General features: G+C 59.9%; 17 protein-coding genes, 1 pseudogene and 1 riboswitch. Of the genes and pseudogenes, 10 read left to right on the top strand and 8 right to left on the bottom strand.

Going from position 1 to position 17,382, the window contains the following annotated elements:
- Window positions 1–46: 46 nt before the first annotated feature.
- On the top strand, window positions 47–1,474 hold the full coding sequence (aspA, locus tag FHT73_RS14435) for an aspartate ammonia-lyase (RefSeq protein ID WP_183712417.1): 1,428 nt from the start codon (window positions 47–49) through the stop codon (window positions 1,472–1,474).
- On the opposite strand, the gene FHT73_RS14430 is transcribed toward aspA, so the two are convergent.
- Window positions 1,446–2,159 carry a FadR/GntR family transcriptional regulator gene (locus tag FHT73_RS14430; protein WP_183712415.1) on the bottom strand — a complete coding sequence of 238 codons (714 nt, stop codon included), beginning with the start codon at window positions 2,157–2,159 and terminating at the stop codon, window positions 1,446–1,448. The two genes, aspA and FHT73_RS14430, sit on opposite strands and share 29 nt — an antisense overlap.
- A gap of 190 nt (window positions 2,160–2,349) precedes the next feature.
- On the opposite strand from FHT73_RS14430, the gene FHT73_RS14425 reads away from it, so the two are divergent.
- A complete protein-coding gene (locus FHT73_RS14425; protein WP_183712413.1) occupies window positions 2,350–3,531 on the top strand; it encodes an MFS transporter in 1,182 nt (393 codons plus the stop codon).
- A gap of 48 nt (window positions 3,532–3,579) precedes the next feature.
- Here the strand turns inward: FHT73_RS14425 and FHT73_RS14420 are convergent, their stop codons facing one another.
- From FHT73_RS14420 to FHT73_RS14400, 5 genes are all read right to left on the bottom strand, one after another.
- A complete protein-coding gene (locus FHT73_RS14420; RefSeq protein ID WP_183712412.1) occupies window positions 3,580–4,800 on the bottom strand; it encodes a DUF1501 domain-containing protein in 1,221 nt (406 codons plus the stop codon).
- A 2-nt stretch (window positions 4,801–4,802) separates the two neighbouring features.
- Window positions 4,803–6,335: a DUF1800 family protein gene (locus tag FHT73_RS14415; RefSeq protein WP_183712410.1), complete on the bottom strand. Its 1,533-nt coding sequence runs from the start codon at window positions 6,333–6,335 to the stop codon at window positions 4,803–4,805.
- Window positions 6,336–6,410: 75 nt separating this feature from the next.
- On the bottom strand, window positions 6,411–6,863 hold the full coding sequence (locus FHT73_RS14410) for a periplasmic heavy metal sensor (RefSeq protein WP_183712408.1): 453 nt from the start codon (window positions 6,861–6,863) through the stop codon (window positions 6,411–6,413).
- Window positions 6,860–7,312 (bottom strand): hypothetical protein, encoded by a 453-nt coding sequence (locus FHT73_RS14405; protein ID WP_112415799.1) that lies wholly within the window; start codon window positions 7,310–7,312, stop codon window positions 6,860–6,862. The genes FHT73_RS14410 and FHT73_RS14405 overlap by 4 nt, the downstream gene beginning before the upstream one ends.
- The gene (locus FHT73_RS14400) at window positions 7,305–7,877 is read right to left on the bottom strand and encodes an RNA polymerase sigma factor (RefSeq protein WP_112611501.1); all 573 of its coding nucleotides are present in this window, start codon (window positions 7,875–7,877) and stop codon (window positions 7,305–7,307) included. Before FHT73_RS14400 ends, FHT73_RS14405 begins: the two co-directional genes overlap by 8 nt.
- 748 nt (window positions 7,878–8,625) lie before the next feature.
- Here FHT73_RS14400 and FHT73_RS29505 point away from each other — a divergent pair.
- Together FHT73_RS29505 and FHT73_RS14395 are read left to right on the top strand one after the other, a co-directional pair.
- Window positions 8,626–8,796 (top strand): annotated as a pseudogene (locus tag FHT73_RS29505) (TetR family transcriptional regulator); the annotation flags it as partial.
- The gene (locus tag FHT73_RS14395) at window positions 8,797–9,282 is read left to right on the top strand and encodes a TetR/AcrR family transcriptional regulator (protein WP_246712130.1); all 486 of its coding nucleotides are present in this window, start codon (window positions 8,797–8,799) and stop codon (window positions 9,280–9,282) included. It begins immediately after the preceding pseudogene.
- A gap of 215 nt (window positions 9,283–9,497) precedes the next feature.
- Here the strand turns inward: FHT73_RS14395 and FHT73_RS14390 are convergent, their stop codons facing one another.
- Window positions 9,498–10,589: a porin gene (locus FHT73_RS14390; RefSeq protein WP_132717958.1), complete on the bottom strand. Its 1,092-nt coding sequence runs from the start codon at window positions 10,587–10,589 to the stop codon at window positions 9,498–9,500.
- A 609-nt stretch (window positions 10,590–11,198) separates the two neighbouring features.
- Window positions 11,199–11,330: riboswitch (TPP riboswitch) on the top strand.
- A gap of 92 nt (window positions 11,331–11,422) precedes the next feature.
- On the opposite strand from FHT73_RS14390, the gene thiC reads away from it, so the two are divergent.
- The 6 genes from thiC (at window position 11,423) to FHT73_RS14360 (ending at window position 16,306) form a co-directional block, all read left to right on the top strand.
- On the top strand, window positions 11,423–13,249 hold the full coding sequence (gene thiC, locus FHT73_RS14385; protein WP_112603552.1) for a phosphomethylpyrimidine synthase ThiC: 1,827 nt from the start codon (window positions 11,423–11,425) through the stop codon (window positions 13,247–13,249).
- Window position 13,250: 1 nt separating this feature from the next.
- Complete coding sequence (gene thiO, locus FHT73_RS14380; protein WP_183712406.1) at window positions 13,251–14,228, top strand: glycine oxidase ThiO; 978 nt, start codon at window positions 13,251–13,253, stop codon at window positions 14,226–14,228.
- Window positions 14,219–14,416 (top strand): sulfur carrier protein ThiS, encoded by a 198-nt coding sequence (gene thiS, locus FHT73_RS14375; protein ID WP_015342713.1) that lies wholly within the window; start codon window positions 14,219–14,221, stop codon window positions 14,414–14,416. Before thiO ends, thiS begins: the two co-directional genes overlap by 10 nt.
- Before the next feature lie 2 nt (window positions 14,417–14,418).
- Window positions 14,419–15,192, top strand: coding sequence for a thiazole synthase (locus FHT73_RS14370; RefSeq protein ID WP_183712404.1), 774 nt, complete (start codon window positions 14,419–14,421; stop codon window positions 15,190–15,192).
- Window positions 15,189–15,800, top strand: a complete 612-nt coding sequence (locus FHT73_RS14365) for a thiamine phosphate synthase (RefSeq protein ID WP_112336865.1) — start codon at window positions 15,189–15,191, stop codon at window positions 15,798–15,800. Before FHT73_RS14370 ends, FHT73_RS14365 begins: the two co-directional genes overlap by 4 nt.
- Before the next feature lie 161 nt (window positions 15,801–15,961).
- A complete protein-coding gene (locus FHT73_RS14360; protein WP_112336866.1) occupies window positions 15,962–16,306 on the top strand; it encodes a hypothetical protein in 345 nt (114 codons plus the stop codon).
- A 93-nt stretch (window positions 16,307–16,399) separates the two neighbouring features.
- On the opposite strand, the gene FHT73_RS14355 is transcribed toward FHT73_RS14360, so the two are convergent.
- Window positions 16,400–17,260: a DUF1989 domain-containing protein gene (locus FHT73_RS14355; protein ID WP_183712402.1), complete on the bottom strand. Its 861-nt coding sequence runs from the start codon at window positions 17,258–17,260 to the stop codon at window positions 16,400–16,402.
- Between the last annotated feature and the right edge of the window lie 122 nt (window positions 17,261–17,382).

Here is a 17,382-nt window from a genome sequence, read left to right as displayed (position 1 = left end):
CATACAGCTTGACAGATTTAGCTTGATTTCCATGTAGGAGGATAATGTGGTCAAGACGCGAAGCGAGTATGACCTGCTGGGCGAGAAGGATATTCCCGCCGAGGTTTATTGGGGGGTGCACACGGCAAGAGCCGTGGAGAATTTCCAGGTGACGGGAACACCGATCGGCCGCTATGCGCATCTCATCCGAGGCTTGGCCTTCGTCAAGGAAGCAGCGGCTCTTGCCAATCACGAACTGGGCTTGCTGAGCGAAGACAAGCTCGATGCAATCGTGCGCGCTTGCCGCGAAATCCGCGCCGGCGAGCTTCACGACCAGTTCGTCGTCGACGTGATTCAAGGCGGCGCCGGCACTTCCACCAACATGAACGCCAATGAGGTCATCGCCAACCGCGCGCTCGAATTGCTCGGCCATGCCAAAGGCGACTATACTCACCTTCACCCGAACGATCACGTCAATCTAAGCCAATCCACCAACGACGCCTATCCGACGGCCGTCAACGTCGCGCTCATCGAAGCAATCGACAATCTCGCGGCGGCAATGGAAACGCTGCAGGAGGCCTTCGAACGCAAGGCCAAGGAATTTGACCGCATTCTAAAGATTGGCCGCACGCAGCTGCAAGACGCCGTGCCGATGACGCTTGGTCAGGAATTCAGGACCTTTGCCGTCATGCTCGGGGAAGATCGATCCCGCCTGATCGAATCGGCCGCTCTCCTGCATGAGGTCAATCTCGGCGCTACTGCCATCGGCACCGGCCTTAATGCACCTGTCGGCTATGCCGCCCTTGCCTGCACCCATCTTGCCCGGCTGACGGGCCGCCCGCTGGTTACCGCAAGCGACCTCATCGAAGCAACACAGGACCCCGGCGCCTTCGTCCACCTCTCCGGCGTACTGAAACGCGTCGCAGTCAAGCTGTCGAAGACCTGCAATGACCTGCGCCTGCTCTCTTCCGGTCCTCGCGCCGGCATCGGCGAGATCACGCTGCCGGCGATGCAGGCGGGCTCGAGCATCATGCCCGGCAAGGTCAATCCCGTAATCCCGGAAATGGTCAATCAGGTGGCGTTCTCCGTCATAGGCAACGACATCACCGTGACCATGGCGGCAGAAGCGGGGCAACTGCAACTCAATGCCTTCGAGCCGATTATCGTGCGTTCGCTGTCGGAAAGCATCATACATCTGACCGCGGCCTGCCATATCCTCGCCGAACGCTGCATCGATGGCATCACGGCCAATCCGGCTCTGATGGCGCAGCGCCTGCAGGAATCGATCGGCCTTGCGACGGCACTCAATCCGCTGATCGGCTATCAGGCGGCAACCAAGGTCGCTCGGGAGGCGCTGGCAACCGGACGCACAGTGCCGGAAATCGTGCTGGACCATGGATATCTGACCGCAGAGGAGCTCTTCGAGGCACTGCGGCCGGAGCGCCTCGCCAACTTGCCCGCTGGTCTCAACGATGCGGCTGATCCTCGCCGATGATCGTGGTCACCACGCGCTTAACCTGACCGAGATGGGCCTCCATTGCCGCGATGGCCCCCTCCTCCGATGCCGCCGCAATCGCCTCGACGATGCGGCGGTGCTCGACATTCGAGGCCACGCGGCGCTGGGCCATCATGTTGACAAGCTCCGACTGGCGCATCAGTGCATCGCGGGCGTCGGAAACGATCTTGGAAAAGACGGCGTTTCCGGAAGATTCGGCAATCATCGAATGGAATTCCGAGTCCAGAGTTACCCACTTCAGAGGGTCTTCTTCCCGGTCCATCTCATCGCAAAGTTCAAGCAATCGCGCCAATTGCTGCCCCGTGCGCCGTAGCGCCGCCCAACCTGCGGCGGGAACTTCGATGAACGGACGCGCCTCGATCAGGTCGCGGGCGGAATAACCGCCATAATGGAGTTCCGGACCGGGAGTGGAGGTCAAAACATAGGTGCCGCTGCCCGTGCGCGTCTGGGTGAGGCCGAGCGTCTGAAGCGAACGGAGTGCTTCGCGGATGATCGGGCGGCTGACACCATAACGCGTGGCAAGCTGCGACTCGGCGGGCAGTCGCATCCCGACCACCAACCGTCCCGATGTTATCGCCGAACGAATATCCTCAAACACTGCCTCGGCAGCGTTTTTCCGACTGATAGGACTTGTATCAGATAACCAATCAGCCACCTCACTCATGACAGTCAAACTTCACAAACATTCCGCGCTTGTCAAGGATCGGCTCACGAAATGGCGCTTGCTCGCGGGGCCGCAACACAATTCGAAAAGCCGACTTTATGTTGATAACGCCATCGGCAACAACTTGCACTTGATACCGCCATCGCCGGCGATATAAAGAAATCCCTATTCCTTTATATGGAACGTCATCGTGCCCTTACCCCTCTTCGCTTTGTTTCTGGCCGCCTTTGCTTTCGGCACGACCGAGTTCGTCATCGCGGGCATTCTTCCGGACGTGGCGCAGGGTCTTGATGTCTCGATCCCTTTTGCCGGCTATCTGGTATCGGGTTACGCACTGGGAATCGCACTCGGCGGGCCGCTCCTGACCATGGCGACGCGACAGGTTTCGCGCCGGACCATTCTGATCGCTCTGACGATCGCCTTTTGCCTGGGCCAGATCGCCTGTGCGCTTGCGCCCGATTTCGCCGCTATGCTCCTCTTCCGCATCGCGACCGCAATTGCTCACGGCGCCTATTTCGGGATTGCCATGGTGGTCGCGGTTGGCCTCGTGCCGCAGGCATTTCGCGGTCGCGCCGTGTCCGTGATCCTTGCAGGCCTGACGGTTTCCAATATTGTCGGCGTTCCCCTGGGTGCGGCCATCGGTGGACTTTGGGGATGGCGGACGACGTTTTGGGCGATGACCTTGGTTGGCGTCCTCGCATTGGTCGCGATATGGGTCTTGATCCCACAGACGAAGGCAGAAACTCAGCAATCCGGCCATTTGAGCGGAGAAGTGCGTGTTCTCGGCCGCCAGCAGGTCTGGACATCTCTCATCATGATGCTCGCATTGATGATCGGCCAGATGGTGCCGTTCACCTACATAACGCCGCTGCTGCGTGAAGTGACGGGCCTTGATGCCATGCTCATTCCCTGGGTTCTCCTGCTCAATGGCGTCGGGGCGACATTGGGAGTTGTGATCGGTGGCAGACTTTCGGATTGGAAGCTGATGCCCTCGCTTATCGCGATGCTCGCCATTCAATCCGCAATACTCGTCGTCCTTTATCTGGTCAGCCCCTACCCCTTGCCGATGAGTGTGGCGATCTTCGTTTGGGGCGCGCTTAATTTTGCCATCGGCACCCCTATCCAGGCTCGCATCCTGATGTGGACCGCCGATGCACCAGGCCTTGCTTCCTCGCTCATTCCGTCGGGGTTCAATATCGGGATCGCGATCGCAGCAAGCGTCGGCGCCGCACTGCTCGAGAGCGGGTATGGCTATCGCAGTTTGCCGGTGCTCGGCGCCATCACGCTTGCCTTGGCCTGCGTGGTTGCCATCCTCTCCGCAGCCAACGAAAGGCGCAGTGGCGCCGTTCCTCCAAACGCCGCTCTCACGTAATTTCTATTAGAAGGCCGCGGCCCTTAACACCTGCCGCCGGCACACAAGTCAGGCGATGAGCCCTTTCATCGGCAGGACGTGATCGGAGCCCGGGAAGACATCGCGCGTCAATAGCGCCGGTGACGCGCCAAGCAGATCGACCGCGATACCCTTGACCACAGCGCGCAGATCCGTCGTGGCGGCAAGATCGCGGCCATCACGCAATTGCGCCTGCTTGAGACCGGGCCAATCGGCGATGACCCGGCCACCCTTGATCGCGCCGCCGGCGAGGAAGGCGGCCGTTCCAGTGCCGTGGTCGGTACCCTGCGTACCGTTGACCTGCGCCGTGCGACCGAATTCGGTTGCAACAAGAATAGCGGTATCTTTCCAAGCCGGACCAAGCTCCTGCTGGAAGGCGGCAAAGGAATTGTCGAGCCCGACGAGCAGTTTGTTCAGCCGATCGACCTCTCCGGCATGGGTATCCCATCCTTCGAAGGCCAGTGCCGCAACGCGAGGACCATCGTCCTGGGCCAAAAGACGCGCGGCCCCTCTCGCCATCTGTTCCATGCCCGTGGGATCGCCGGGCCCTCCCTTCGCCTTGACATCGAGGCCGGCAGCGATCTTGCCGGTCGAAATGCCCTCAGTGAGGATTTTCGCAAAGAGCGGGTCGGTGTGGTTGTAGAGATCCATCAGCCGCGGCGGCAGATCGTCACTCACCGGCTGGAGGGTCGATGGCGACCAGCCGAGTACCGGCGCCTCACCGCGAATGACAAGCGGTGCATTGGCACCGACCGAGAGGCCTCGGATCTCGGAAGCTCCCGGTGAAACCTTGTCGCCCTTCGGAAGGCCCTCCAGCATCCGGTTCAGCCATCCGGATTCGACGCGGCCGGGCATTTCGTAACCGGACTCCAGTACGTCCTGACCGTCGAAATGGGACCGATCGCGATAGGGCGTCGCACTGGCATGCACGACGGCCGCCTGCCCAGCGCGATAGAGCCTGTTGAAGTTCGGCATCGACGGATGCAGCGCAAAGAAGCTGTCGAGCGGCAACGCCGCCTCGGGGCCGCTCGTCGTCATGGCGATCGCCTGCCGCAAAGCCTGGTAATCGGGGTCGCCAACGGGCGGGACGGCGGTCAGACCATCAAGCGCCCCACGCAGGATAATAGTAATGAAACGCGGGTCGCGTCCGCCGGCGGCATGGGCGAAGCGCGGGATGAAGGCCCAGGCAAACAAGGCGCCGGAAGCGCCAAGTACGGCACGACGGGTGGGGGTCATGAGTTCGCAGGTCATGGTCAGCGCCTTTGAAATTCGGGGGAAAGATAAGCGATCGTCAGGCCCTGCTTGCGGGTTTCCGCACGCGATACCGCCTGCAGTGTTTCGTTCGAAAGAAGCGGCCCCAGGCTGTCGGACACGAAACTGCGGGGATCGACCTGAGGTGGCACCGCATTCGCGATCATATTGGCGACATCCATGCGCATGCTCAGGCCTTCGCTCGAAGCCCAGACATCGGCGGTGTCGGCAAAGCCGTTAGGACCGGCTGGCGCCCAGAAAGGCTGGCCCATGGCTGTCAGGGCGCCGAGAATGACATTCGGCTTCGGCGTCTCGCCGCTTGCCCGCAAAAGCGCGGTCATGAATTCGAGCGGCGAGCGAACTTTCGACAGGGTCGGGTTCCATGCATCCTCGGAGCCGACGAGCGCCCGGTAGACGGCCGAAAGATCACCATCCGTCTTGCTGAAGGTCGCCGCGACGGTTTGCACAAGTCCTGGCGGCGGTGTATCGGCGACGAAATGCCGGACGAGCTTGGTGGCGATATGCTGTGCCGTTGCCGGATGGCGGGCAAGATCGCGCAGCGCCTCCCGCCCCTGCCCCACGCCGTTGTCGGCATAGGTGAGACCGAGCAGCGTCTGGTCGCCAGGCTCGTGCGCGCCGGCATTGAAGACGAAGGTACCGGGCGTTCCGAGTCTGCCCTCGGCGCGCGCCACCGTCCAGCCGGTGATGATCCTGGCAAGCGTCGTCACATCCGTCTGCGTGTAGCCGCCATTGACGCCGAGCGTGTGGAGCTCCAACGTTTCGCGGGCGAGATTCTCGTTCAAGCCGCGCTTCTTGTTGGCATTGGCCTTCGAGTTCGGTCCGATCGATTGCTGGTTGTCGAGATAGGCAAGCATGGCTGGGTGGGTCTCGACGGCGAATAGCATATCGGCGAAACGACCGAAGACGTGCGGCCGGATTGCTTCCCGCTCGAAGGCACCAGCAACGATATGAACTTCCTCGCTCTTCGAGACGGCGACCGCGAAATGGTTTGCCCAGAACATGGCAAGCCGCTCGCCAAAACCGATCAATGGCTGCCGGATAGTGCCGTTGAAGCGGGCATCCACTTCCGCCAACAGGACCTGCTGCGGCAGGTAAGGCATTGCGGGCTTTTCCAGCTTCTCGACTGCCTTGCCGATGGCAGCCGCCATAGCTTGGTTGTTCGGCTGCGCCGCCATGGCTTGACTGTTTGGCGTCGTGCCGGACGGCTGTGCCGAAGGTTTCTGCGGCTGCTCCGGCCCCTGCATCAGTTTGTCTTGCGGTGCGGCGGCGACCGCGACTGCCGCCTGCTGCCTGGCCTGCTTGCGCTCTTCCTGGAACGCATAGAGAGAAACCAGAAGATCGGCTGTGGATTGTAGCTGCGGCCCGACTGGAACCGGGACGAAGCGCTCAGTGATTTCTTCCAACAACGCGCCGCGCGGATCCGATGCGATCGACGTGGTGCCGTTGTGGTCAGCCCCTAGCCCAAAGCGGGAAAGCGCGAGCGCGGCGTAAACATCATTGGACTGCTGTGCCATGGACTTGCCAACTCCTGCATCAAACATGCTCCTTTAACGCAGGCTTGGTTTCGATCCGTCGCTCGGTAAGTGTGATCATTTTGTGGCAGCGGCAGCCCTGGGCATGCTGCGGCGGACCAGGCTTTCCGATAGCGCCCGACGCTCGTCGTAGGAAAGCGTTGCCGCAAAATCGACGGCACGTTGTTCGACCTTCGCCCTCAGGGCCATATCGGCATCGCGTGCCCTTGCCAGCGCCGCCGAAAGCGCCGCCGTATCGAGCGTGGGTTGACCGAGGATGGAGGCTGCATCGATCTTTGCCTGCTGCGCCTCGAGAATGGTCTGGCGCTCGCCCTTGCGTGCCTCGTTGAGGGCGGCGCGCAAAGCTTTCTTCTGGGTCGATGGCAATTGCTCGCCGGCTAGCGGCATCATTCCGGCCCGCGCCTGCGTCTTACGTATCCAGGTCAGCCCACCACCGGCCAATGCTCCGACCAGGAACGTATTCAGCACCAAAAGAAAAATGACCACTATTCGAAAGCTGCGTTCCGTCATTGGCTGTCCTGCTGTGCTGTACCCGCGTCCGGTCCGATATCGCCGAACATGGTCGCAGTTCCATCTGAGACGATCGAGGTATCGGATGTCAGGCTCGGAACCAAGACGGCGATTGCAATGCTGCCGGCAAGCGCGCCGGCGATGCCGACCCCCACAAGGCCGATCCCGGCCGAACCGAAGCGGAACCAGTTTCGTATCGTCAGGCGCCGCACGAGCTTTGCGAGGATTCGCTCTTCCAGGCCGGTGTGACGGGGTCTTACGACGTAGGTGTCGAGCAGCGCATCCAGATCGGCGGCGCGCGCAAGTGTTTGCACGGCGGCGGTACCCTTGGCAAAATCCCGCGCGGCTGCGCGCTCGGCCTGCGGCCATCGGCCGATATCACTGCCATAGGCCGCAGTCAGTGCTTCAAACCGCTCGGCATTCATCGGACCCGCGATATTTTCAACCATCGCCCTCATCCTTCAACAAAAGCCCCTGCAAGGAGCGCCTTCCACGCGCAAGCAGGCTTTCCAGTGCATCGACACTGACATCCATGACCTCAGCCGCCTCGACATTCGACAGCGCCTGATAATAAACCAGAATGATCGCCTCGCGCTGCCGGGACGCAATCATCTGCAAGGCCCGTTCGACGCGTCTCGACGGATCATCCTCGCTCATCAAGTCCGCATCCGGCGCCGGCCCTTCATATTCGATGTCAGGCGGATGTTCGGCAAGAACGTCCTTGCGGCGGCGCAGGCGATCATAGCAAAGGTTGATCGCCACACGATGCACCCAGGTGCTGAAGCGCGCGTTGCGCTGGCGCCAGCCGCCGGCATTTCGCCAGATGCGCAAAAATGTCTCCTGCGCCACATCTTCGGCCTCGGCCGCATCGCCAAGCATGCGGGTCGCGACGGCGACGATGCGCGGCAATTGCCGCGCGACCATCATGCGCATCGCCGAAACATCGCCTGCAGCGATTCGGCCAAGTAGATCCTCATCCTGGTCGCCACTCTTGGGCGCGCGATCCCACTTCATCGACAATCGCCACCGCTCCAGTTCACTGCGATAGTTGCATGGCACCTCGGCCTTATAGTCGGCAAACAGTGCCACTTGGATCGCAGCATCTCGGTCAGCGTATCATCCTTCGACATCAAACGCGGGTTCACGAGAATTGAACGCGGCGCTTATGCAAATCCGTCGCTCTTATGCCAGGAATTTTCGAATTCTCTTTCCACGCTGAAAGACGATTTGCGCTCGAACTATTGTCAGCTTGCAAAAAGACAGACGAAAGCTCAAGCTAGGTCAGAGCTGCAGCAGATCGCTTGTCGACCGGTTCCGCCAGTTCGACCAAAGCCATGGCGGTCAGACCCGCCGCATGACGGCGGGATCAAGACTTCGATGATCGATATGAGCTGACGGATCTGCGAACGCCGCAGGCTAAATGCATCATAGGTTTCAACTTGAACGCTGCATCGCTTCCGGAACAAGCGGACCGGGGATCGCCCGGCCAATATATTTCGCCATCATGGCTATATCAGCATTTGCACTTTCCGATTTTCACTTCACAACATGGGGAAATTGCTCACGGAAACTTGCGCGTGGCTTATAGCGCTTGACAGGATATATTCTGTTACGATTTGCTTGCTCAATTTTTGAGGATAGATAAATACCTCCACTCCGTTGAGCATCGCTGGTATATGGGCTCCAGCACTGAACGGTATGATGGAAGAAGAATATCAATAAGAGGGGCGCAGCTTGAACATCGGTTTCTGTGGAGAGGTGAATGAGGCGAACTAAGGAGGAGGCGGCAGAAACGAGGAACGAGATTTTGCAATCCGCAAAAGCTCTGTTTCTCGACAAGGGCTACGAGAATGTCAGCCTGGAAGAGATAGCCGTAGCCGCCGGTGTCACGCGGGGGGCAGTGCATTGGCATTTCAAGAACAAGCAAGGGCTGATGTTTGCGATCCGCGACGAGGCCCAGCAGCCGTTCAAGGATCTGGCGGAGCGGATGTCGAAGGAACTGCCGCCCAACCCGCTCGATCTCATCGCCGATACCATAGCCGCGATATTTGACGATATCCACAGCGACCCGCGCAAGCGTAGCATGCTGAAAGTTATGATGCATCTCGACATGGCGTTTTGCGACGGCACCACGAGCCGTGCGAGTTCGTTTCGGCACGACATGCACGAAAATTTCGAACGCATATTCACCCTTATGGATGAAAAGACAAAACTTCCGCCTCCCTGGACGCCGGATACTGCCTCTTCCGCATTGACAGCGGTCATCGGCGGCCTGATCACCGAATGGACCCTCGACCGAGGCAGCTTCGAACTGGTCCCGTGTGGACAGATGTTCATAAAGATGGTGCTTAAAACCTGGTTCCCGCTTGCACAGACGCAGGAACTGGCGATTGCCGCGATGATACCGGAAAAAGCCTAGAACGGTGGTCTCTTCGGAATTGAAGAGAACCAACGACGGCAGTTTGAAGCTTCTGCCGGGAGCTGAACCGATTTCCCAAAGCTGGAAATAAAAAAGGATCCGGAGGGAAAGCCAGATCCTTTGCTTTGATCGGAGGTCAACCGATCGATGAAAGAAGCCTGACGGATTGGAACGTCAGGCTTCTCTTACCCGGCATTGAGCCGGGTAATTCAATATTAGAAGCTACGCTCGAAGCGCAGGATACCAGCCCACTGATCCTGGTTCACAGAATCGAAGTTGGTGTAGGAGACTTCCGGCTCGATGAGCAGGTTCTTGACCGGGTTCCACTTGACGTTGGTGGTTGCGGCAAAAATCTTCGAGTCGGTGTAGGCGAGCTGCAGGTTCCACTTCAGCTTTTCGTTGATCGGAACGCCAACGCCGCCCCAAACAGCCCAGTCACCCCAGCCGCACTTCGATGCATCGTTAACCGGGCAAGCCGAACGATCGAGGTTGGTGCCGGCATACTTGTTCAGCTTGTCGCCGTCGGTGTTCCAGCCGCCCATCAAGAAGGCCGAGAAGGTACCGAAGTCAGCATCGACACGAGCCTTGATGGCGCCTTCTTCGACGATCGAGTCGTAACCGCCAACGACCTTGAAGCCCCATGCGCCGGACTTGAAGCCAGCACCGGCAACGACGTCAGGAGCGTAGTGGTTGCCCTTGTCGTCAGACCACCAGCTGGAGCCATAGGAAGCGCCAGAACCGCTGGAGTTCGAGTCTTCAACCGAGATCACAGCCGTGAAGCCGTTGCCGGCGTCGTAGTTGTAGGTCAACTGGTTGAGTTCGTACGGACCGTCATAGATCACGTCGTCGTTGATGACGTCGCCGGCATAACCGATGTAGGAGTTGTACTGGGAGTCAGCCTTACCAACGAGGAAACCGCCGAGGCTGATGTTTGCGAACAGCAGCTTCGTGGAGGTGGAGTTGCCGTCATTCCAGTCCCAACGGATGACCGTGTTGGTCTTCAGCGGGCCGTATTCGGTGTCGGTTGCCGTGTCGACGCTCAGCTCCGCACGGGTGTGCCACAGCGTACCGTTATGGCTGTTCGGGTTGTAGGCATCGTACCACTCGCCTTCGGTACGGACGCGGCCGCCGATCTTGAGGCAGGTTTCGGTGCCTGGAATGAAGAAGTAGCCAGCGCCGTATGCGTCGCAGATGCGAACGTATTCCAGCGGCTCGGGCTCAGCAGCGACGATCGCGTCAGCCGCATGGGCGCCAGAAACTGCTGCCAGCGCAGCAGCGGAGCCGAGAAGAAGGCTCTTGATGTTCATTTTAAACTCCTGGTTGCAATATGCATTCCAATTTACCGCGAGTACAAAGCTGGAACACCACCCTGAGGATTACGTCGGTTTAAACGCAACCGGGCAGTCCGGCAGATACGCACCTGATGTCGGCTTGAGTCCCCTCTAACCTCCATAATTCACCCCGCGGCAAAGGTTTTGAAATGCCTCTACCGATCCGGCCGATTGCTCGTCCGTAAGACAGTTATGTCCTATATTTGGTTTACAAACAGCCCGTATGTTTGTCAATTCTGTGAAACCCGCCCCGGCATTAGACTTGATTGCTGTTGCTTAAATGCAACTGGCGGCGGGCTGAGCCTTTTACTGCCGGAATAGTCGGCCGTCGCCAAGGTTCAAGAATTCGCACCAAATCGAGACAGCCTTCCCCAATCAGGCTCGAGATCCGGAATTTTCATCGGTACCATTTATGCGGGAACGGGCTTAGATCAAGAGCAGCGTCATCGAAGATGATGATCGCGCCTATAGGAGGCTCGCCCCTATAGAATCCAAGCCGCCCCCGCGCCACACTGGTCAATCGATTGAGAAAACGCGACCGTCGTTGCGGGGTTGACAGAGAACAAGGGTAAGGCATAGCCTTTCCGTATTCACCAGGGGGGTCCCGGCAAGGGGCTGAGATACTGCTGGACAATGAGGCTTTGCCTCCTGTTGCGCAGTGACCCGTTGAACCTGATCCAGTTCATACTGGCGTAGGGACGGTGCAAGCGCTCGAAGGCTTCGGATTCCCGCCTGGATTCCATGCCGGCGTCTTTTCATCATTCCGGCTGATTGACTGGGTCTCCAACTGCAACTTGGAGCCTCAAACCATGAATATTGCCGCAAAGAACCTCACTCCGACCGTCACCACCGGCCCGCTGCCGGCATCCGCGAAAATCTATGTTCCCGGAGAGATCCACCCGGACATCCGCGTGCCGATGCGCGAAATCAGCGTCCATCCGACCTCGGGCGAGCCGCCTGTCATTGTTTATGATTCTTCCGGCCCCTACACAATCGAGGGCGCCGATATCCGCATCGAGGAGGGTCTATCTCAGCTACGCCGCGACTGGGTTCTCGCTCGCGGCGATGTCGAGACTTATGAAGGCCGGCATGTGCGCCCTGAAGACAATGGTTTCGTCACCGGCGAGCGGCTGACACCGGAATTTCCGGCCAAGCGCCAGCCCCTGCGGGCGAAAGACGGCAAGGCGGTCACCCAACTCGCCTATGCGCGCGCCGGCATCATCACGCCGGAAATGGAATTCATCGCCATTCGCGAAAATCTCGGCCGCAAGGCCAAGGCAGAAGCCCTGATTCGCGATGGCGAAAGCTTCGGCGCCCATATTCCGGATCATGTCACCCCGGAATTCGTCCGCCAGGAAGTTGCGAGCGGCCGGGCGATCATTCCGGCCAACATCAATCACTCCGAAAGCGAGCCGATGATCATCGGCCGGAACTTCCTGGTGAAGATCAACGCCAATATCGGCAATTCCGCAGTCACCTCCTCAATGGCGGAGGAGGTCGAGAAGATGGTCTGGGCTGCCCGCTGGGGTGCCGATACCGTCATGGACCTTTCGACCGGCCGCAACATCCACAACATCCGCGAATGGATCATCCGCAATTCGCCGCTGCCGATCGGCACCGTACCGCTCTATCAGGCACTGGAAAAGGTCGGCGGCATTGCCGAGGAACTGACCTGGGAAATCTATCGCGACACGCTGATCGAGCAGGCGGAACAGGGCGTCGACTATTTCACCATCCATGCCGGTGTGCGGCTGCATTACATCCCGCTCACCGTCAATCGCGTCACCGGCATCGTCTCGCGCGGCGGTTCGATCATGGCCAAGTGGTGTCTGCATCACCATCGCGAGAGCTTCCTTTACGAGCATTTCGAGGAAATCTGCGATATCTGCCGTGCCTATGACGTCTCCTTCTCGCTCGGCGACGGCCTGCGCCCCGGCTCGATAGCTGATGCCAACGACGCCGCACAATTCGCCGAACTGGAAACACTCGGCGAGCTGACGAAGATCGCCTGGGCCAAGGATTGCCAGGTGATGATCGAAGGCCCCGGCCATGTGCCGATGCACAAGATCAAGGAAAACATGGACAAGCAGCTTTCCGTCTGCGGCGAGGCGCCCTTTTACACGCTCGGGCCGCTAACGACGGATATCGCGCCCGGCTATGACCACATCACATCGGGCATCGGCGCTGCCATGATCGGCTGGTTCGGGACGGCGATGCTCTGCTACGTCACGCCGAAGGAGCACCTTGGTCTGCCCGATCGCAACGACGTCAAGACAGGCGTCATCACCTACAAGATCGCAGCGCATGCGGCGGATCTCGCCAAAGGTCATCCGGCCGCGCAGGTTCGTGACGATGCTCTGTCGCGCGCCCGGTTCGAATTCCGTTGGGAGGATCAGTTCAACCTTTCGCTCGATCCGGACACGGCTCGCAGCTTCCACGACGAAACCCTGCCGAAAGAAGCTCATAAGGTGGCCCATTTCTGCTCGATGTGCGGTCCGAAATTCTGCTCGATGCGGATTTCGCACGACATCCGCGCCGAAGCGCAGAAGGAAGGGCTGGAAGCCATGGCGGCCAAGTATCGAGAGGGCGGAGACCTCTATATGCCGGTCGAAACCCCTGCACAGCCGGCTGAATGACATGCGTATTCTCGTTAAAGGGGCCGGCGTTGCCGGCCTCACGGTCGCCCACGAGCTAGTCCGGCGCGGAGCGGAGGTCACGATCTCAGATCCAAGCCGGAATTTTCATCATGCCGCCTCCTGGCTTGCCGGCGGCATGCTGGCGCCATGGTGCGAGTGCGAAAGTGCCGATGAGGCTGTGCTGACGCTCGGCCGTGATTCCGCCGATCGATGGGAAGCGATTCTGCCTGGCAAGATCGTCCGCAATGGAACGCTCGTCGTCGCGCCGAACCGCGATCAAAACGAGCTGAAGCGATTCGCCGGCCGCACGACGGACTATCGCTGGGTGGACGAAGACGAAATCGCCACCCTTGAGCCTTCGCTTGCCGGCCGATTCCGCCAGGGCCTGTTCTTTCCGCAGGAAGCACATCTCAATCCCCGCGAGGTCCTGCAATCGTTGAAGGGCGATCTATCTGCAAAAGGCGTCACCTTTATCGACGGGCTCGTGGATGACGATAGCTTCTCTGAAATCATCGATTGCACGGGAGCTGCCCGCATCGGCCGCATCCGCGATTTGCGCGGCGTACGCGGCGAAATGCTCTATCTGCAGAGCGATGAGATCGTGCTTTCGCGCCCCGTCCGCCTGCTGCATCCACGTTTTCCCGTCTATATCGTGCCGCGCGGCGAAGGCCTGTTCATGGTCGGTGCGACGATGATCGAGACCGACTTCAAAGGGCCGATCACCGCCCGTTCGCTGATGGAACTCTTGAACGCAGCCTATGCGCTGCATCCGGCCTTTGCCGAAGCTGCGGTGGTCGAAACCGGCGCCGGCATCCGCCCTGCCTTTACAGACAACCTTCCGCGCGTGACGCGGCAGGGCAAAGCCATCCTTGTCAACGGCCTCTATCGCCATGGCTTCCTGCTCGCGCCCGCGATGGCCGAGAAAGCCGCCGATCTCGTCTTTTCCGGACACGACGAAAGGAGCCGCCAATGCGCCTGATCATCAATGGCGAAGCGCAGATCGTCGAAGCAACGACGCTTTCGCAACTTCTCACGGCTCTCGAATATGAGGGCGAGTGGCTGGCAACCGCCGTCAACGGCGAACTCGTCCATAGCGAGGAACGCGGCGACCATATCCTAACCGACGATGACAGGATCGAGATCCTGACGCCAATGCAGGGAGGCTGACCATGCTTGAACTCTACGGAACCCAAATTATATCGCGCCTTCTTCTCGGCACGGCGCGCTATCCCTCCCCGGCCGTACTGGCGGAAGCTGTCAAACGTTCGCAAACCGGGATCGCGACTGTATCGCTGCGCCGGGAAACGGCAGGCGGGCGTAATGGCGGCGCATTCTTCGAGATGATCCGCGAACTCGGCGTTCGCGTCCTTCCCAATACAGCAGGCTGCCACGGCGTATCGGAAGCAGTACTGACCGCGAAAATGGCGCGCGAGGTCTTTCGGACCAATTGGATCAAGCTCGAGGTGATCGGCAATCACGATACGCTGCAGCCCGACGTCTTCGCGCTGGTGGAGGCGGCGAGAATCCTCACCGATGACGGCTTCGAGGTCTTCCCCTACACGACGGACGATCTCATCGTCGCCGAGCGGCTGCTGGAAGCCGGATGCAAGGTGCTGATGCCCTGGTGCGCGCCGATCGGAACGGCGGCCGGACCGCTCAATCTATCCGCTCTGCGATCGATGCGGGCACATTTTCCTGAGGTTCCGCTGGTAGTGGACGCCGGCATCGGCAGGCCTTCGCATGCAGCGACCGTCATGGAGCTCGGCTTCGATGCCGTGCTGCTCAACACAGCGGTTGCCGGGGCCGGCGATCCGGTCGCGATGGCGGAAGCCTTCGCCAAGGCCATCGATGCCGGCCGGCAGGCATACGGCGCCGGCATGCTTGAGCCGCGCGATATGGCGGTGCCATCGACACCAGTGATCGGAAAGCCGGTGTTCGCATGACGCTCGATCCCTTCTACCTCATCGTCGATAGCGCCGCCTGGATCAGGCGATTGGTGCCGCTCGGCGTCAAGCTGGTACAGTTGCGCATCAAGGATCGCTCAACGCCTGAGATCCGCGCGGAAATTCGCGAGGCGAAGGCAATTTGCGCCGCGCATGAGTGCCAATTGATCGTCAACGACTATTGGCAGCTGGCAATCGAGGAGGGTTGCGATTTCATCCATCTCGGCCAGGAGGATCTCGCTTCTGCCGATCTCTCCGCCATACGGGATGCCGGATTGAAGCTGGGGCTTTCGACACATGACGAGGCGGAGCTGGAGACGGCGCTTGCTGCCGAACCCGATTATATAGCGCTGGGGCCGATCTATCCGACCGTCCTCAAGGTTATGCTCTGGGCACCCCAAGGCCTCGATCGGATCGGCGCGTGGAAGGCGCGCATCGGCAACCGGCCTCTCGTTGCGATCGGCGGCCTGACGGTCGAACGTCTTGCGGGCGTATTCGAGCATGGCGCCGATATCGCCGCGGTCGTAACGGATATCACCCACAATGCCGACCCCGAATCGCGAACGCTCGAATGGGTGGCGGCGAGCCGGCAGACGCCTCCAAATTGACAAGATCGCCCCTCAGGAGCCCATGCAAGGGGCTGTTTTCAGCCGCTATTGCCCGATGAACGGGCCATTCATAGAATATTCAGCTGAACATAATCATGCTGAAGGCGTTAATTAGATGACTCGCGTATTCGCTGAGCACAAAGACTGCTTTGGAGGTAGTCATGATAAAGAAGACGGTTCTTACGGTTTTGCTGGCCGCTACGGTCGTAGGCGGCGCATTGGCGCCCGTCAGCAGCGCACAGGCACAGTATTACGACGGCCATCGCGGTGACTGGCGCGGCCATGACGATTGGCGTCGTCATCACCACCATGGCAATGGGGGCGCGATCGCCGGCGGCGTTGCTGCCGGTCTTCTCGGCGGCCTGCTTGTTGGCGGCGCTCTTGCCAACAGGGGCCCGGTTTATGAAGTCGCCCCGCCGCCGCCCAGGTGCTGGTACGAGGATCGCCGCGTCCAGAACGAGTATGACTATGGCTGGCATTACGAGCGCATTCGCGTTTGTAATTAGGCAATAAACGATGCGTCCGCCTGAATGGAGGCATCGTTTGATTCGGATTTGCCGGCGGCCGGAACCGCCGGCAAATTTATTTTATGCGGTAAATTATAGTCCGTGCGTCCTCGGATAGGCATTGCGCTCCGGGAATGCTCGCCCGGCAAGGGTTTCCGGTTCGGGTCGCCAAATTTCGACGAGCAAGGGATAGCAGGGCACCGTATCGCTCGAATGTTCGCTGCCACAATCGCCGCCGGGGCAGGCCGAAAGTGCGCCGAGCAGATCGATCTCCGCGAAGAACTCGAGGAAGTCGCCCGGCCGCACGGGGCTTGCCTTCATGAAATACTGGTGGGTGTCGCGCGTAAATCCGGTACACATGAACACGTTCAGCACGTCGTGAACGTGAAACTCCGCCTCTTGGACAGGGATGTTCATTTCCTTGGCGAGCGCGCGTGACAGGTTTGAATGGCAGCAACGGTGATAGTCGTCGCCGTTCAGCAGCCGGTTCGTATAGGGATCGCAGCGCGTGCCGATGACGTCGTGAACGCCGGCTCCATCCGCGTCCCAGCCATACCAGCCAAGCGTATCATGGGTGATCGTCGCCATTGGCCGCAGATAGGGCAACGTGCTCCACAGCCGATCGCCGACACCGACATGGGTGGCATGCAAAGCCCGCGTCTTGCCGCTGAAGAAGCGCTCAGAAAGATCGGCAGCATTCCACAGATTGAGATCGCCCACCTGCGCGCCCTCGACGCTGACGATCCGGAAGAAATGTCCCTTCGGCACGCGAAAACTGCCGCCTTCGCGCGCAGGCACGATGATTTCGGCAATCTTGGTCATGGTTTGCCTTGCCGCGCGCAGCACATCCATATCGACCGGCGGCAGCGTTCCGTTCGGGTAGACGACAACGGGGGGCTTGCCGCGCCGCTCCTCGGCATCGGCGGGTGCGGGCATATCGAAAATACTGTCCATGGCGGCTTTCATTCCTACTCGATCTGACAAGAAGACATTCGTCTCGGCAGCACTGTAAGGATACCAGCTCCTTGCGCAACGGTGATCGCGCTTGCGCTTTGGCTAAGTCTTACTTAGCCTGT

The organism is Rhizobium sp. BK098 (assembly GCF_014193155.1).
Classification (GTDB): Bacteria; Pseudomonadota; Alphaproteobacteria; order Rhizobiales; family Rhizobiaceae; genus Rhizobium.
This window is presented reverse-complemented; position numbering and strand designations above follow the sequence as displayed.

Excerpts from the sequence above, each read along its gene's own strand:
- FHT73_RS14430 (WP_183712415.1), bottom strand. The coding sequence starts at position 2,159 with ATGAGTGAGGTGGCTGATTGGTTATCTGATACAAGTCCTATCAGTCGG.
- FHT73_RS14420 (WP_183712412.1), bottom strand. The coding sequence starts at position 4,800 with ATGACCTGCGAACTCATGACCCCCACCCGTCGTGCCGTACTTGGCGCT.
- FHT73_RS14415 (WP_183712410.1), bottom strand. The coding sequence starts at position 6,335 with ATGGCACAGCAGTCCAATGATGTTTACGCCGCGCTCGCGCTTTCCCGC.
- FHT73_RS14410 (WP_183712408.1), bottom strand. The coding sequence starts at position 6,863 with ATGACGGAACGCAGCTTTCGAATAGTGGTCATTTTTCTTTTGGTGCTG.
- FHT73_RS14405 (WP_112415799.1), bottom strand. The coding sequence starts at position 7,312 with ATGGTTGAAAATATCGCGGGTCCGATGAATGCCGAGCGGTTTGAAGCA.
- FHT73_RS14400 (WP_112611501.1), bottom strand. The coding sequence starts at position 7,877 with ATGAAGTGGGATCGCGCGCCCAAGAGTGGCGACCAGGATGAGGATCTA.
- FHT73_RS14395 (WP_246712130.1), top strand. The coding sequence starts at position 8,797 with ATGTTTGCGATCCGCGACGAGGCCCAGCAGCCGTTCAAGGATCTGGCG.
- FHT73_RS14390 (WP_132717958.1), bottom strand. The coding sequence starts at position 10,589 with ATGAACATCAAGAGCCTTCTTCTCGGCTCCGCTGCTGCGCTGGCAGCA.
- thiC (WP_112603552.1), top strand. The coding sequence starts at position 11,423 with ATGAATATTGCCGCAAAGAACCTCACTCCGACCGTCACCACCGGCCCG.
- thiO (WP_183712406.1), top strand. The coding sequence starts at position 13,251 with ATGCGTATTCTCGTTAAAGGGGCCGGCGTTGCCGGCCTCACGGTCGCC.
- thiS (WP_015342713.1), top strand. The coding sequence starts at position 14,219 with ATGCGCCTGATCATCAATGGCGAAGCGCAGATCGTCGAAGCAACGACG.
- FHT73_RS14370 (WP_183712404.1), top strand. The coding sequence starts at position 14,419 with ATGCTTGAACTCTACGGAACCCAAATTATATCGCGCCTTCTTCTCGGC.
- FHT73_RS14365 (WP_112336865.1), top strand. The coding sequence starts at position 15,189 with ATGACGCTCGATCCCTTCTACCTCATCGTCGATAGCGCCGCCTGGATC.
- FHT73_RS14360 (WP_112336866.1), top strand. The coding sequence starts at position 15,962 with ATGATAAAGAAGACGGTTCTTACGGTTTTGCTGGCCGCTACGGTCGTA.
- FHT73_RS14355 (WP_183712402.1), bottom strand. The coding sequence starts at position 17,260 with ATGGACAGTATTTTCGATATGCCCGCACCCGCCGATGCCGAGGAGCGG.